Origin of the sequence: Chitinophaga eiseniae, assembly GCF_900167135.1 — a bacterium.
Classification (GTDB): Bacteria; Bacteroidota; Bacteroidia; order Chitinophagales; family Chitinophagaceae; genus Chitinophaga; species Chitinophaga eiseniae.
In genome coordinates this window covers 1,790,063-1,805,971 of record NZ_FUWZ01000001.1, presented here as the reverse complement: position 1 = coordinate 1,805,971, position 15,909 = coordinate 1,790,063, and the positions used below count along the sequence as shown (strand labels likewise).

Here is a 15,909-nt window from a genome sequence, read left to right as displayed (position 1 = left end):
AACAATATTGATTATTTCCTTATTTTGTCTTCATGACGAAGCAACATACGCTCACCAGTTCAGACGCGAAAAAAATCATCCTCCATGCCGCAGGGCTGGCACAGCCGGCGCAGTTCGGAAAAGGCATTGAGGCCGTTTATAAACTGATCGATCATTTTGGTTTTATCCAGATCGATACCAACTATGTGGTAGAGCGGGCGCACCACCACGCGATAGCATCGCGCGTGCCTGATTACAAACCGGAATGGATCGATGAGCTGCAGGCAGACGGCCGGATCTTCGAATTTTTCACTTACGGTACCGGTTATATCCCCATGCATGAATATCGTTTCTCCCTGCCGGTGAAGGAAGGTTTTTTGTCGCGGCGAAAACCGCTGACACAACCGGAGGTCAACCTGATGCGTAAGGTGCTGGACAGAATAGGCCGTGAAGGCCCGCTGATGGTGAAAGATTTTGAAAATGACCGCCCCGTGGCCAGTACCGGCTGGTGGGACTGGCGCCCGGCGAAGCTGGCACTCGAGCGGCTGTTCCTCGATGGGAGTCTCATGTGTACGCGGCAGGAGAACTTCCACAAGGTATATGACCTGCCCATCAACCTGTTACCGGGTGATATAGATACTACCCCGCCATCTCCGGAAGAATTTGCACGGCATGTCATCCGGCGCTCTTTACAGTCGCTGGGGATCGCTTATGTAAAAGACATCTCCTGGCGTGCGCACTACGCAAAAGACAACCTGGTAAAAACAGTACTGGAGAAGATGGTGGAAGAAGGAGAAGTGTGCAGCGTTCGTGTAGACGGACTGAACACCGCTCCCCTGTACATGTTGCCCGTTTATAAAAAGAAAAAAATAAACCTGAGCGGAGACGCTTTTATTCTTTCCCCGTTTGACACGTTAAACGTGCTGCGGCATCGTTTGAAAGACTTCTTTGATTTTGACTACCAGATAGAATGTTTTGTACCACAGGCAAAGCGGAAGTACGGCTATTTCTCCCTGCCGGTGCTGATAGGCGACACTTTCGTGGCCCGGATGGATTCCAAAGCCGACCGGAAGCGCCGCACGCTCACTATTCATAACCTTCATTTTGAACCGGTGTCCTTCACCCGGCCGATGACTGATAAACTCATTGAAGCTATTAGCGCATTCGCGCGGTTCAATCAATGCAGGGAGGTGGTCATTACAAAGTCTAACAACAAACAACTGCTGAAAGCGATCAGGGAAGGGATTTCGATATAGTAAAATAAAATGGGACAGGCCGTTGTATAGCAGCTTGTCCCATCCGGACATTTTCAATGCCATTGCGTTACCAACGTCCAATGCCCGTTACCGGTCTATTTCAATGACCCCACGAATACCCGTTCCGTATCATCAGTGCAGTAAGCCAGGAAGCTCTCGTTGTCTCCTTTTTTGATCGCCTCGTTGGCTTTTTCCAGTATCGTTTTATTTGTCAAACTCATGTGATAATTATTTTTCGTCCTTTTTTTTCGTAATCGGGCCACGTTCCGCAGACAGCACGCTTATAAAAGGAGGAGCAGCCAGTTAAAATAACAAAAAATACTGATTTTCACCTGTTTACATTCCAACAGTACGCTTATTCTTTCCTTCGGCAATATTGTTATTTCTAAAACCAGCACTATCGCGTCATTTTTCTGCCTGTTTGGCCGATGACAGGGATAGATAATGACCCGAATACATATAAATAGTATATTTGTCAAAAAGACAATTTATATTTACTCAATTGGATTTTTGCATAATTTGCTATTCTTATTTTCATGCGCGACGATATCCCCGAACTGACAACCAGGATATACAACGGTGATACACAGGCATTTAAAGAATTATACGATTACTGCTGCGCTCCATTGCTGCAGGTGGCCATGGCCATAGTTCGTCACAGGGAAATGGCAGAAGAAATAGTAGCCGATGTATTCATTGCCGTATGGCGGCACAAGAAAGACCTCCTCCGCGTAGGTAATATGAAATGGTATCTCTATGCCACCACCCGTAACATCTCGCTTAACTATCTCCGGAAATATGCGCATAAGAAAACCCGGTATCTCGATGAGGACTGTCTGCCGGAATATCAGATAAGTCCGGAAGCTCAATTCATCAGCAATGAAATGATGCAACATGTCAATGCGGCCATTAATGCGCTACCGCCGCAGTGTCGTCTCATTTTTAAGCTCGTAAAAGAAGATGGGCTTAAGTACAGGGAAGTGGCCGATCTGCTTAATATCTCCATAAAGACTGTGGAAAACCAGGTGGGTATCGCCCTGAAAAAACTCGCCAGAATAAAAGCATTCCTTCTCGCATCTCCCCCGGCAATCGGTGATCAGTGATCCTGTCAAAAAAAATCCGTCCCCCTTTTGGGGGCATTTTCTGTTGAATGTTGTCTTATACGATCGGGCGCCCTTTATTCAGTCATTATTCAATTGTACTATGGACAACGATCGCATATGGATATTACTCGGCAAACGACTGAGCGGTAACATTTCTTCCGCGGAGCTATTGGAGCTGGATGCACTACTAAAAAACGATCCCGAAGCGGCAGCTTCCGCGGATGTTGCCGCCGCTATCTGGCAAACGCCGTTAGAGGAGATAACGGCCCCCTGCGGCAGTAAAGAACGTATCTGGAATACCGTACGTCCGCAACTGCCACCATCCCGTTATTCCGCCCCGCTGCGGAGGCTATTGGCAACAGCCGCCGCAGCGGCCGTATTTGCGGCTACGTGGGCCGGCTGGCAACTTTTTCGGCCGGCAGCCCCCGCACTGCAACAAATCAGCGCTTCCCCCGGTAGCAAATCCAGGGTATCGCTTCCCGATGGCTCCATCGTATGGCTTAATAGTAACACGCAGCTACATTATGACAAAAACGGCTTCGGCAATCGACACCGTAACGTTACGCTCGCCGGCGAGGCTTTCTTTGATATTGCAAAAAGTGAAGGCGTCCCGTTTATTATTCATGCCGGCCAGGTGAATATCCGTGTACTTGGTACCGCCTTCAATGTAAAAGCCTATGCCAGCGACAGCACCGTGGCCACTACGCTGGTACGCGGCAAAATTGCCGTATCGTTCCGGAACAAAACCGTGGTGTTGCGCCCTGAAGAAAAATTGACCGTGCCGTTAGTCACCCGGCCCGACAGACTCCGGTCCCAACACCTGGAAAAAGACAGCAGCGGCCAGCCTGCTGAAATATCCTGGCTGCAGCATAAACTGATATTCGACAATAACACTTTTGCCGAGCTTGCCGATAAAATGAGCCGGTGGTATGGCATCACTTTCCGTTTTAAGTCCGCCAGCCTGCAGCAATTGCGGTTTTCCGGCATCATCGACAGGGAATCACCAGCTGAAGCACTGAAAATGCTTCAGCTCTCACGTCATTTTAGCTTCCGGATCGATGGGAACGACGTGTATATCAGTGATTAACACCATTCTTTCATCTTCAAAAAATAATTTTATGACCTAAAAACCATTACGCGCTCCCATTTTACTTTCCTTCACCCTTTACATTCCATGTTATGAAACTAATGTTCCTATGGGCTTTTAATAAAAGCCTCCATGGCGGGCTGCCGGGTATATTTGCCGTAGCTTTGCTGCTCACCGCCGTCATACCCGTATCCGCCGCCTCTGCCAACCAGGAAAAGATCAGCATCTCCCTGGAAAAAGTCAGCATTAAAACAGTTTTGAAAACCATTCAACAAAAGAGCCGGTACCGGCTTATCTACAATGACGATATCCTGCCGGAAAAACCGCCGGTGTCTGTCCATGGGGAAAATGCCACCACAGAACAACTGCTTTCCCGGACCTTTGCCGGCACCACACTGCGCTACACCGTTATGGACAAAGATGCCATTGTGATAACCGCCGCGAATGCCGCCGCTAAAATAACCGGCACGGTTAAAAATGAACGCGGCGAGCCGCTCATTGGCGTATCCGTAAAAGTAAAAGGCACCAGTACCGGTACTATGACCAATGAAAACGGCCGGTTTGAATTGCAGGCCGATGCCGGCGCTACGCTGGTATTCAGCTACGTGGGTTACGAGCAAACCGAAGCAGTAAGCACCACCGGCCCCCTCACCATTATCCTGAAAGAAAGCGCCAGTGGACTCAACGAAGTGGTGGTAGTGGGCTACGGTACACAGAAAAAAACTTCCTCCACCGCGTCTGTAGCAGCCGTGCAGGGAAAAGAACTGGCTAAGGCGCCGGTCACCAACATCTCCAATTCGCTGGCCGGAAATGTATCCGGCATCAGTATGCGCCCTAACGGAGGGCAACCGGGAAGAGACAATCCTGATATACACATCAGGGGTATCGCCACCACCGGCAACAACGCACCACTGATCGTAGTGGATGGTATCATCCGCAACAACATCAACGAAATCTCCCCCAGCTCCATCGCCTCTGTCACCGTATTGAAAGACGCCGCCGCAGTAGCGCCGTACGGGTTAGGGGGCGCCAACGGAGTGATCCTTATCACCACCAAACGCGGGCAAACAGGGATGCCCTCCTTGTCGCTCAACGCGTATTATGGCTGGCAGACGCCCACCTACTACCCCAAAATGCTCAATGCGCAGGACTATATGCGCCTGCGCAATGAAGCCTACCGGAATGAAAATCCCGGCGGCACGCAACAACCTTTTGCCGATGATTTCATCCATACATACGCAGACCTGAATGCCAAAGACCCCGACAAGTACCCCATCAGCAACACGAAAGACCTGGTGCGCATGCATGCACCTATTCAAAACTACAACCTGCAGTTAAGCGGAGGCACCAAAGTGGTACGGTACTATGCCGGTATCGGCTTTCTTAAACAGGATGGGATGTTTGACCCGATAAATTACAGGCGGTACGATTACAACGTTAATATGGAAGTCAGCGCCACCCCTACCACCACGGTATCGCTGTCGCTCATCGGCGCTATCCAGCAAACCAACAGCGTAGACGCAGCCACCACGCCGGGCCAGCTGTTCCGGAGCGCCTACAAACTGATCCCCATCACCAACCTTTACTATAGTAACGGACTTTGGGGAGAGTTCGCCGGCAACTCGCCCGTGGGCATCCTCAAAGCAGGCTACTCCCGCCGCAATGCCACCTCCCTTCTGACCACGCTCGCGGTGGAACAACAACTGCCATTCATTAAAGGACTAAGCATTAAAGGGACTTTCAGCTACGACCCCAATGACTTTACCGTTAAAGGATGGCATACGCCGTTTTACTTTTACTCCCAGAATACGGCCACTACCCCTTACACCTATACGAAACAGATATCCACCTCGGAAGGAAGCGCTGCTCCTTATACGTGGCTGAACCAGGAGTACGCAAAAAACCAGTACTTTACCTATCAGGGCTATCTCAACTATCACAACAACTTTGGCAAACACGACATCACCGGCCTGCTGGTGGCTGAAGCCCGCAGAAACGACTCCACCGGCTTCTCCGCCCGGCGCAATAACTTTGCTGTAAATATCGACGAGCTGGGCATGGGCAGCTCAAACAAAAATGATTTTGATAACAACGGTTCCACTATCACCGGCAGTCAACTTGGCTTTGTTTACCGGCTCGGTTATAGCTACGACCATAAATATCTTTTTGAAGCGGCCGGCCGTTATGATGGTCACTACTACTTTGCGCCGGGTAAACGCTGGGGCTATTTCCCGGCATTCTCTGCCGGGTGGGTGATCTCAGAAGAAAATTTCCTGGCAGACCATCCTTCCGCCCTGAGCCATCTTAAACTAAGAGCATCCTGGGGTAAGTCCGGCAACCTCGCCGGGGCCGCCTTTCAGTATCTGAACGGCTATAACCTCTACGGCAATGCGTATGCTTTCGGTAACGGCAGCATGGTACAGGGCTCCAACATCACCCGGGAAGCCAATCCCAATATCACCTGGGAGATATCCACCAAAACAGACATCGGCCTGGATGCTTCTTTCTGGAAGGGGCTGCTGACACTGGAAGCCGACTATTTCCATGAAAAAAGAACAGGCATGTTGCTGCCTCCGGCAGTAACCGTACCGGTAGAATACGGTCTGAATCTCTCTGATGAAAATGAAGGCATCATGGAAAACCGCGGCATCGAAGTGGCCGTTGGTACCAACCATCGTTTTTCCAATGGTTTGCAGGTAAATCTGAACGGTAATTTCAGCTATGCCAAAAATAAAATGGTCCAGGTATTCGAAACCGCCGCTACCCGCGATAACCCCAACCGTGCGAGAACAGGCAGGCCCACCGGCACGCAATTTGGATACCATGCACTGGGATTGTTTTCCACTGCCGACGATAAAAATAACGATGGCATTATCAACAGCGAAGATGGCTATCATGTTACCCAGTTTGGCGTGCTTCACCCCGGCGACATCCGTTATGCAGATATAAGCGGCCCGGAAGGAAAACCCGACGGGAAAATAGATTCCTATGATGAAACCGTGATTGGTAACCCGGTATATCCTTTCATTACCTATGGATTTACGCCGAGCGCCACCTGGAAAGGGTTTGACCTGAGCCTGTTTTTCCAGGGGTCTGCCCTGGCCAGCCTCAATATCCGCGGATTTCAAACCGTCCCTTTTAACAACAACAATAGTAATTCGGCCTATGAATATTACAACAACCACTGGACCCCTCAGACGCCCGACGGAAAATACCCGCGTGCTAACCAGTCACCCTACGCCAACAACACACAAAACTCCGATTTCTGGATGATAAAAACGGGCTACCTCCGCCTAAAAACAGCAGTGCTCGGGTACACCCTCCCCGCCCGCGTTTCCCAGGCAGTTAAGATAGCGCGCCTCCGCTGTTATCTCTCCGGACAAAATCTCCTCACCTTCAGCAAAATGAAATTCATGGACCCGGAGGTAGGCTACACAGACCTGGAAACAGCCTATCCTAACCAGAAGGTATTGGTATTTGGACTAAATGCCACTTTTTAGTTTCATCCTGTCAAACAAACTATCATGAAGCGATATATCACTCTTTTGCCCGTGGCCGTATTGTTGCTCACAATCCTGTCGTGTAAAAAGGATTTCCTGGAGAACACCGACAAGACTAAACTCACCGATGACCTCCAGTGGAGCTCCGAAGGTAATGCCGACCTTTTCCTCAACGATATCTACAGCGCATTGCCCAACTACTGGAACCAACCGGAAAACCTGGACAATTTCACCGACGACAACGACGCAGGCTTTTACTATACGTCCTATAACTGGAAGCAGGGCATTGTGGAGGCCTCGTCCAACGACTATACGATATGGGGCGGCATTACCGGTTCCGGCGACCTGACCAACTGGCCCGCCATCTTCACCAATATCCGCAAATGCAACACGTTCATCGCAGCGGTGCGTAACAACGCAAAAAACTTCTCGCCCGAATGGCTGAACAAACGGCTTGACGAAGCCCGTTTCATCCGCGCTTTTTTCTACAGCGAGTTGTGGATGCATATTGGCGGACTGCCGATTATTACCGCACCCGCAGAAAGGCGGACGATGGACAGCGCCGCCATCTACACGCCAAGAAGCACCTTCGCGGAAACCGTGGAGTTTATTACTGCACAGCTGGATTCCATCGTGAAAGACAATTACCTGCCCCCCAAATACAACAAAGGAGATGCTGCCGCCGGCAGGGCCACTTTGGGCGCCGCACTCGCACTGAAAGGATGGGTGGAGCTGTATGCCGCCAGCCCCGCCTTCAACGACGCACAGCCTGCCGCAGGCAACGACCCTCACAAAGTAGCCGGCTACAATAACTACGACGCCCAACGATGGGCCAAAGCCGCCGCTTCTTTCAAACAGTTCATTGACAGTTATGGCAACGGCAGGGCCTACGAGCTGTTTCCCGATCCCTCCGCCATCTGGTACGAAGCCAATGAATATCATTCAGAAGTGGTGTGGGACAGGCAGGTAGTAGCTAATACAATGGGCTCTTCTTTCGAACAATACGGCGGCCCCGTATGGATCAATGGCGCCTACTACACCTGGGGCAACTACTGTCCTACCCAGGAGCTGGTGGACCAATTTTTTATGGCTAACGGAAAATCCATCACCGACCCTGCCTCCGGTTACGATCCACAGCGCCCCTACGTTGGACGGGAGAAGCGCTTTTATGACTGGATCGTATATGACGGCGCTCCCTATAAAATGACATGGATGGACAAAGGCGATACCATATACACCCGCATTGATAAAGTACGTCCATCCAAAAACCAGATCGACTTTGGAACAGATGACGTCAGTAACACAGGATACTACTTTAAGAAGCGGCTCAACCCGCTGGTACGGCCCGGCGGCGGTGCCGTCAGCGGCGCCAACTTCATTTACTACCGCTACGCAGAAGTACTGCTGGGATACGCAGAAGCACAAAACGAAGCCACCGGCCCGGACGCCTCCGTGTACACTGCAATCAACCAGGTCCGCAAAAGGGCCGGCCTGCCTGACCTTGTCCCCGGACTGTCACAAGCGGAAATGCGGGCAGCCATCCATCACGAAAGAAGAGTAGAGCTTTGTTTTGAGAACAAACGCTTTTATGATATCATTCGCTGGAAAACCGCCAATACCGTGATGAATGTGGACAAACACGCCATGAAGATCAGCAACACCGTACCTGATAACAACACGGGCGTATGGAAATACGAAATTGTGCCACTGAACCACCCACATGTGTTCACCCGGAAAATGCACCTGAACCCTGTACCACAGGATGTTATAGACCGGAATCCACGGATCGTGCAGAACCCGGGATACTGAGTAATGATCAATGCCGCGAAGAGAAGTTGCAGGGTATCCCTGCAACTTCTCTTCGCGGTCATCAAGGGGAAATTATTCTTTTATCTGATTTTCAATACATAAGTCGCAGACCCAAAACGGCGACTGCAACATTTTCCATCGTAATCTGCAACATTTGAGTCCCCTGCCTCCAGAAAGATTTCCATAGTTTTAGCGCATTCAATCGAGAGAACGATTTCCCGTTATGAAAAATGGCCTGGCGATTCCCGCCTCTGTAGCCGGTATTATTGCCAAAATATATTTTACCTAAACCACTCCACTTTATGAAAGCCAAAATTCTGACACCATTTAAACAAAAGGTCACACGCCTTTTTGTTTCCAGACATTGTACCTCCTCCGGGATACTTCCGCAGCTCCTGAAAAAGGCGTATGTCCTTCTCTGTTTACCTATCGTATGTATGCTGCTTCAGGGCCACGAAGCAAAAGCCCAAAACGCAGCCGGCTATGTTTGGAAGAATGTAGCTATTGGCGGCGGCGGATTTGTTTCCGCGATCATCCCGTCCAAAACGGTGCAAAACCTGGTGTATGCCCGGACAGATGTGGGAGGAGCCTACCGCTGGAATGCTTCCACTTCGAGCTGGGTCCCCTTGTTGGATTGGGCCTCGGACAATGAAGTCGGCTTCCTCGGCGTCGAGTCTCTGGCCATCGATCCCCAGTTACCCAACAGGGTCTATATGCTGGTGGGGATCTCCTATTTTAACAACGGGAAAACAGCCATCCTTCGATCGGACGATTATGGTAATACCTTTACCATTACCGATGTCAGCTCACAATTCAAAGCGCATGGCAATGGAATGGGGCGGCAAACAGGAGAAAAGCTGGTCGTAGATCCACACAACAGTAACATCCTGTACTGCGGCACCCGATGGAACGGATTATTCAGAAGTACCGACGCCGGCGCCACCTGGAGCAGGTTAAGCTCACTGAATGTAACCACCACTCCCAACGAAAACGGGATAAGTTTTGTGCTTTTAGACGGGAGCAGCGTTTCCGGCGGCGTTACCCAGCGGATCTTTGTGGGTGTTTCCCGCAGCGGAAGTACCAACCTGTACCGAAGTGATAACGGCGGGCAGTCTTTTACAGCTGTTTCCGGCGCTACCACCACCTTTATGCCACACCGGGCAGCCTTAGCCGGTAACGGCACTCTCTATCTTACTTACGCCAACGGTGCAGGGCCGCATGCGCACTGGTCCCAGCCGGAACCCATGGATAATGGACAGATCTGGAAGTACAATATCTCCACAGGCGCATGGACGAACATTACCCCTTCCGGTTTCAACAGGGCATTCGGAGGTATCAGCGTCGACCCTAATAATCCCAACCGGATCATGGCTTCTACTATCAACACGTATATGAACCAAAATGGCGCCTGGGGCGACAGGATGTTTCTCAGCACAAACGGTGGCTCCAGCTGGACAGACGTGGTAGACCGCGGATTTACCATGAACCCCGACGGCATCACCTGGGTAAGCGGGCATGCCATCCATTGGGCAGGCTCCATCGAATTCGATCCTTTCAATACAGAAAGGGTTTGGGTTACTTCAGGCAATGGTATTTTTGTAAATGATAATATCAGCACCAGCGGCACCTGGCGATTTGCAGTAAAAGGGCTGGAGGAAACCGTTCCGCTCGGCCTGGAAAGTATTCCCAATGGTCCTGTAATATCCGTTATAGGCGACTATGATGGATTCAGACACACCACCAATGTTAGTCAATACGCGCCTATCCATCAACCGCAAATGGGGACTACCACCGGATTGGCAGTAGCCGCTCAAAATACCAACAAAATCGTTCGTGTTGGAAATTCCATGTATTACTCCAATGATATGGGATCAACCTGGACCCAAAACAGCATGAACGGCACACAGGGACAGGTGGCATTATCAGCCAATGGCAATACCGTTTTACATTCCCCGAAGGAATCTTCCACCACCTACCGGTCCACCAATAACGGATCGTCCTGGTCTGCGGTAAGTGGTTTAAGCTTTAATGAAGCACGCCCCGTAGGCGATCCTGTCAATTCCAATAAGTTTTACGCTTACAATCCCGGCAATGGCGCTGTGATGGTGAGTACTAACGGAGGCTCTTCCTTTTCTCAGGCCGGCTCAGTTGCGAGCGGCGGTTCCAAAATCATCCGGCTGGCTCCCGGCATGGAGGGTCATGTGTGGATAGCTTTGAACAATGGAGGGCTGGCACGTTCCACCAACTCAGCACAATCCTTTTCGACCATCAGCGGTGTCAGCAATTGCGGAGCCGTCGGTTTTGGGGTGGCCGCTCCCGGAACAAACTATCCTGCGATCTACATCTGGGGGACCATCAACAATATCCGCGGTGTTTACCGCTCAACAGACCAGGGCGCTTCGTGGGTCCGCGTGAATGACGATGCGCACGAATATGGCGGTCCGGGTAACGGACAATTCGTACAGGGAGATATGAATGTTTTCGGAAGAGTATATATGAGTACCGCCGGCAGAGGCATTGTTTATGGAGAGGGCAGCAGCGACGCCTGTACGCCTTCTGCCATTACACCCTACACCCAGCTCAACAACGGCACCTGGCAGCAAACAGCTAATGCTTCTTTGGCTGCTGGCGGCAGCGTACGATTTGGCCCTCAGCCTGTACAGGGAGGATCGTGGCACTGGAGCGGCCCCAATAATTTTAGTGCTGCGACCAGAGAAATAGCTATTTCAAACATCCAGTCCAATCAGGCAGGCAGCTATATAGCCACCTATACCAATAGCGGAGGATGCCAAAGCACACAAACCTTCAGTATCACGCTGACCGGTGCAGCCAAAGCATCAGCGGCAGCCATGGTTACCGAAGATGCTGTCAGCCTGTATCCCAATCCGGCCAATGCAGGCAGGTTTACCATTACGCTTCCGGATATCCCGGAGATTGTAATCGTAACCATTTGCGATAACCAGGGCAGCATACTTTACGAAAAGAAAGCTTACGGCGGTAAAAAGATAGAAATCGAATCAGGGCTGAAGACAGGGTTTTACCTGGTGAGGATAAGTTCAAAAGCATTTAGTCTTACGAAGAAGCTCATCATTCATTGACAATACCTCCATTTACGGGAATGCTTCCTGCGAAGCATTCCCGATTCTTTCTTCAGGAAGTCATTGCAACCGTACCCGTACTGTAGTGGTGGCCGCAATATTCGCAGCAGCAGCTATACCTATCAACACTTGCTTCCGGGCGGGCCAACGGACCGTCCCCAGCTGCTCCCATTTCAATCCGTCGTACGATCCGAGACCTGTTATTATGTTACCTGACCGGGTAACTCTCAACCAGTAAGGTCCTGTTAAACGGCCATATGTTACCGCGGGTTCTCTCAACGGCTGTTGCGCCACAACAGATACCGCTGCCCCGGAGTCACTCCGTTGCATCAGCTGTGTCATCCACCGGGGCGCTTCTATTTCCTTTGTTTTACCCGGGTAAAGCATCAGTGCTGTAAACGGTCCTCCCGGCTGCAGATCCGACCTTATCATCAAACCTACGGTTGTAAATTGAGAGCTGGGTTGTGGACATATCATGATGGTCAGCGCCGTCTTTTTCTTCAGCTTCCGGTAAGTGTAATTGACAGCTTCCGGCAGTGTATCCGCAAAGGAGCCGCCAGCTTCTATCCTTATCAGGTCTCCATCGTACTGCGCATAGCCTGCTTTCACGGTCTTTCCGACATCACTGTTCCACCATCCTTCAGGTAGCCCACCGCCGGCAAGGGATACCGGCAAAGATGCCTCAGATGCCTCTCCGTCCCGGATACCGGCGACAGTGTAGTAAGATACAACTCCTCTCTTCATGCTGCTGTCACTGAAACTGTTTCCGGCGACGATGCCCACCTTCTTATACGGGCCTTCTTTGTTTTCAGCGCGTTTGATAATATAGGAAGAAACACCCCGAAGGGCCACCCATCTCAGCACCGTGACATCGCTCCCTGCCGTCAAAACCAGTCCGGCAGGGCGTTCCGCAGAGAGGCTAAGCTCACCCGTTTTATCAATCGCCGGGTCGATAGAATAAAGTAAAGTGCCATACCCCGGATGGTCTGCGCCGGGCAGCCCAGGGCCTTCCGGCCGTAATTTCTCCGCAGCCGCTTTTGTAAAAGGCGCCGGCAGGCCCACTCTGTGTACGTAATGATTATATACCTGCTCATACACCGCACGCAGGTTGCCACGCGCTATTTCCGAAGGACGCATATGATGGTATTTACCAGTGCGGTCTGGCATCGGCGTATAGGGGACATCGTTATAGCCCAGATTATACTTTGCAGTGTATTCAAATCCTTTCAGCAAACGGTTGTCAGCATAGGCATAAAGGTTTAATCCCTGATGCCAGGCCATTTCACAGCATTCCGCCAACATACCGATTCCCAGCTGCGTATGCGCCTGGTCCCGCCCTGTTTCCTGTACCTGGCCTGTATCGTCCATAACATAATGGGGAAGGCTGCCGTTACCCCAGCCATTTACATAATAGCGGACAGCCTTCTCAAAAATTTCATGGTCATTGCAAAAAATCCCAATGGCCATCACAGTTTTAAGTGCCGCATCATCCCAGTTACCGTTTGCAAAAGGGGCAAACTCAGCAACAACGGGATAGATTACACGAAGAAAATGCTGCTCCGCACGTTTTACTGCCACATCAGACCAACCCGCATCGCTGTATCTTATGATCTCTGCGGCATTTATCATTTTAAAAGGGCCGAGCCCCGCCATCAGCACCGCATCTCTCCCGGTTATAGACTGTAGCATACCACTCCAGGCATCGATGATGCGAATGGCCGTTTGCGCATACCGTTTATCTCCGGTAACAGCCCACATCAGTGCATTCTGATAGGCTGCATTGGCATCGCTGTCATAATCCGCCTGGCCAACGGTAGGATTTCTTCCTACTACCGCCAGCGGTCCTTTCGTCGGGTAGTTATAGTGAGAGAAAAAACTTTTTTCAAAAACCAAATATCCTTCATATATGGGCGACCGCTTCCGGGCAACTGCCGCGCCCATTCGTTGAAGATCCTCCCGGCTGTGCAACAGGCCCGGATGCACAAATACAGGCGCCTGGGCGGACACAGTATTTTGCGTGCCGGTAAAAAATAAAAAAAATACCGATAAAACAAACACTTTACTCATGGCTACCCGGTTTGAATATGAATACCTGCCCTGCTTTCGCAAAAAGTTTTACTGGTAGCCTGTCCATGCTGTTGAGCCGCATTGTCTTTTTACGGACAGATTGGTTGCCATCGTCTTCATAAACAGTAACAGTATATGAAATGCCGGGCCTGAGGAACGACAAGTCAAGTATCGTCTGCCAGTCCTGTAAACCTGCAGCACATCCCAGGTACCAGGTATCACCCTTCCTTCTCACCACCGCTACACCTTTACCTATATCTCCCGCCAGGTAATGCGATTCACTCCACGTAGCAGGCACCTCGTCATAGAAAGCTATCTCACCGTCATTTGTATAATCATTAGGCTGACCGTACCAGAATATCGCCTGCAACGGGCTATAGTAAATTACACTCAACGCCAGCTGCTGCGCTTTTGAGACTTTAATATGTTTTGAGAAGCTGTTCTTCGGGTTAGGGAAACAATAGGTAAAATCTGCTGCGCCGGCCAGATACCTGGTGAATGGCAGCGTAGTGTTATGAAATGCGTCGGGACTGTTTTCATTTCCCCTGATCCCTTCCTGGGTCAATAATGCCGGGTAGGTCCTGCTAAGGCCGGTGGGTTTGTAGTTATCGTGAATGTTGAGCACAAAACCGTATTGCTGCACTTTTTGAATCGCCTGCGACAACCAGGTAAGGCCGGATTGGGTAAGCCCGTCTACAAAGCCGAATTTAAGGCCCGCTACTCCCCACCGCTTATAAAGCGGCAGAATACTATCCAGTTTGGCTTTCAGCCCGATGTAATTTACGTAAAGGATAACGCCGATATTTCGTTTCTTACCATAGGCGATCACTTCCGGCAAGTCAATTGCCGGTATTACCCGGCAGGGATCAGACGTTGTGCGGAACTCAGCACCATACCACCCTGCATCGAACATGATATACTGAAAGTGATGCTTTACTGCAAAATCAATGCAATCCAGGCCGCTTTGCGTATTCAGCTGGGCGCGGATAAGCTTGCCGGGTCTGATCCACGACCAGTCGCCCGGCACAGGGGGCGCCGCCAGTTTTATATTCAGGCTGCGGCAGTGAGCAAGCGCGATGGCAGAACCGGCCACGCTCACTGTTCTCCAGGGTGTTGCAAGATTCCTTTGAAATAGCACGGCAGTATCATGCGGAAATATTACGGCCAGCGTATTCCCATCTGTGCCACGACCCAATTCTGCTTTCGTATAGGTTAAATTCACCGCTTCTCCTATCTGGCAGTAAGTCCCATCCGACTCAACGGTAACCGGCAAATCTGTTGTAGCACCAAGGGTATCCACCCTTGTTGGCGTAAACACGGATTCCTGGTTATATTGGTAGATGAGCGGAGAGCCGGGAAAGGAAAATGTGGTGAACTCGCGGAGCGCATGCTGTGCTGCGCCTGCCATAGCTACGCTGTATCGGAATGCCACACTGCTGTCCATCACCCGAAAGTCTATGGTCACAGAAAGCCCGGCTGTTGCTTTCAGATGCAACCTCGCCTGCTGGTAAATACTATGCAGAGAGTCCTGCTCCCCCAGCGGACTCGCAAAAGATTCCTGATGTAGTACGGGCTTATCGAAGCGCATAATTTTAGCCCCGCTCAGCGAAACGCCGTCAACGGATATATCAAGTACTGACCAGCCAGTGATCTTTTTCCCCCTGAAAGACAGCTGATAGCCGGGTTTTCCATCAGGAGCACCTATAGTCAGGAGCGTGCTGCCACCGGGAGATGCTATGGAATACATCTTTTGTGCAGAAAGTGGTCCCCATGACAGCAGGCATATAAACACCAGCACCTTCCACGACTTTAACCCCAAAAACATTTTACTCATTTCTAAATTTTATCAATTAACAAATTGCGGCCGGGCTGGCAGGAGATCTGTTCCGGCGGCAGATCTGCCTTTAATCAAAAGGAAGCCTGCCTGTCAGGGTACAAAGTAAACATCCACTCCCCCAACGATAAGGGGAGTACCCGTATAAAAAGGGGGGTGAAGTCTGAATTCCGGCA

The 15,909-nt window shown here is 50.7% G+C and carries 9 protein-coding genes; 6 read left to right on the top strand and 3 right to left on the bottom strand.

Features of this window, described 5'->3' with window-relative positions; translation table 11 throughout:
- The first annotated feature begins 32 nt into the window (after positions 1–32).
- The gene (locus B5D63_RS07545; RefSeq protein ID WP_078668102.1) at positions 33–1,235 is read left to right on the top strand and encodes a winged helix-turn-helix domain-containing protein; all 1,203 of its coding nucleotides are present in this window, start codon (positions 33–35) and stop codon (positions 1,233–1,235) included.
- A gap of 95 nt (positions 1,236–1,330) precedes the next feature.
- Here B5D63_RS07545 and B5D63_RS35565 read toward each other — a convergent pair whose 3' ends face one another.
- The gene (locus B5D63_RS35565; protein WP_262488133.1) at positions 1,331–1,456 is read right to left on the bottom strand and encodes a nuclear transport factor 2-like protein; all 126 of its coding nucleotides are present in this window, start codon (positions 1,454–1,456) and stop codon (positions 1,331–1,333) included.
- Positions 1,457–1,771: 315 nt separating this feature from the next.
- Here B5D63_RS35565 and B5D63_RS07535 point away from each other — a divergent pair, with 315 nt between their 5' ends.
- From B5D63_RS07535 to B5D63_RS07515, 5 genes are all read left to right on the top strand, one after another.
- Positions 1,772–2,338 carry an RNA polymerase sigma-70 factor gene (locus B5D63_RS07535; RefSeq protein ID WP_078668101.1) on the top strand — a complete coding sequence of 189 codons (567 nt, stop codon included), beginning with the start codon at positions 1,772–1,774 and terminating at the stop codon, positions 2,336–2,338.
- 100 nt (positions 2,339–2,438) lie between these two features.
- Positions 2,439–3,425 carry a FecR family protein gene (locus tag B5D63_RS07530; RefSeq protein WP_078668100.1) on the top strand — a complete coding sequence of 329 codons (987 nt, stop codon included), beginning with the start codon at positions 2,439–2,441 and terminating at the stop codon, positions 3,423–3,425.
- 92 nt (positions 3,426–3,517) lie between these two features.
- Positions 3,518–6,925, top strand: coding sequence for a TonB-dependent receptor (locus B5D63_RS07525; protein WP_235021479.1), 3,408 nt, complete (start codon positions 3,518–3,520; stop codon positions 6,923–6,925).
- A gap of 24 nt (positions 6,926–6,949) precedes the next feature.
- Positions 6,950–8,734 carry a RagB/SusD family nutrient uptake outer membrane protein gene (locus tag B5D63_RS07520; RefSeq protein ID WP_078668098.1) on the top strand — a complete coding sequence of 595 codons (1,785 nt, stop codon included), beginning with the start codon at positions 6,950–6,952 and terminating at the stop codon, positions 8,732–8,734.
- A 302-nt stretch (positions 8,735–9,036) separates the two neighbouring features.
- Positions 9,037–11,832, top strand: coding sequence for a T9SS type A sorting domain-containing protein (locus B5D63_RS07515; protein WP_078668097.1), 2,796 nt, complete (start codon positions 9,037–9,039; stop codon positions 11,830–11,832).
- A 60-nt stretch (positions 11,833–11,892) separates the two neighbouring features.
- Here B5D63_RS07515 and B5D63_RS07510 read toward each other — a convergent pair whose 3' ends face one another.
- Together B5D63_RS07510 and B5D63_RS07505 are read right to left on the bottom strand one after the other, a co-directional pair.
- Positions 11,893–13,899, bottom strand: coding sequence for an alginate lyase family protein (locus B5D63_RS07510; RefSeq protein ID WP_078668096.1), 2,007 nt, complete (start codon positions 13,897–13,899; stop codon positions 11,893–11,895).
- Positions 13,892–15,733: a glycoside hydrolase family 97 protein gene (locus B5D63_RS07505; protein ID WP_078668095.1), complete on the bottom strand. Its 1,842-nt coding sequence runs from the start codon at positions 15,731–15,733 to the stop codon at positions 13,892–13,894. Before B5D63_RS07505 ends, B5D63_RS07510 begins: the two co-directional genes overlap by 8 nt.
- Between the last annotated feature and the right edge of the window lie 176 nt (positions 15,734–15,909).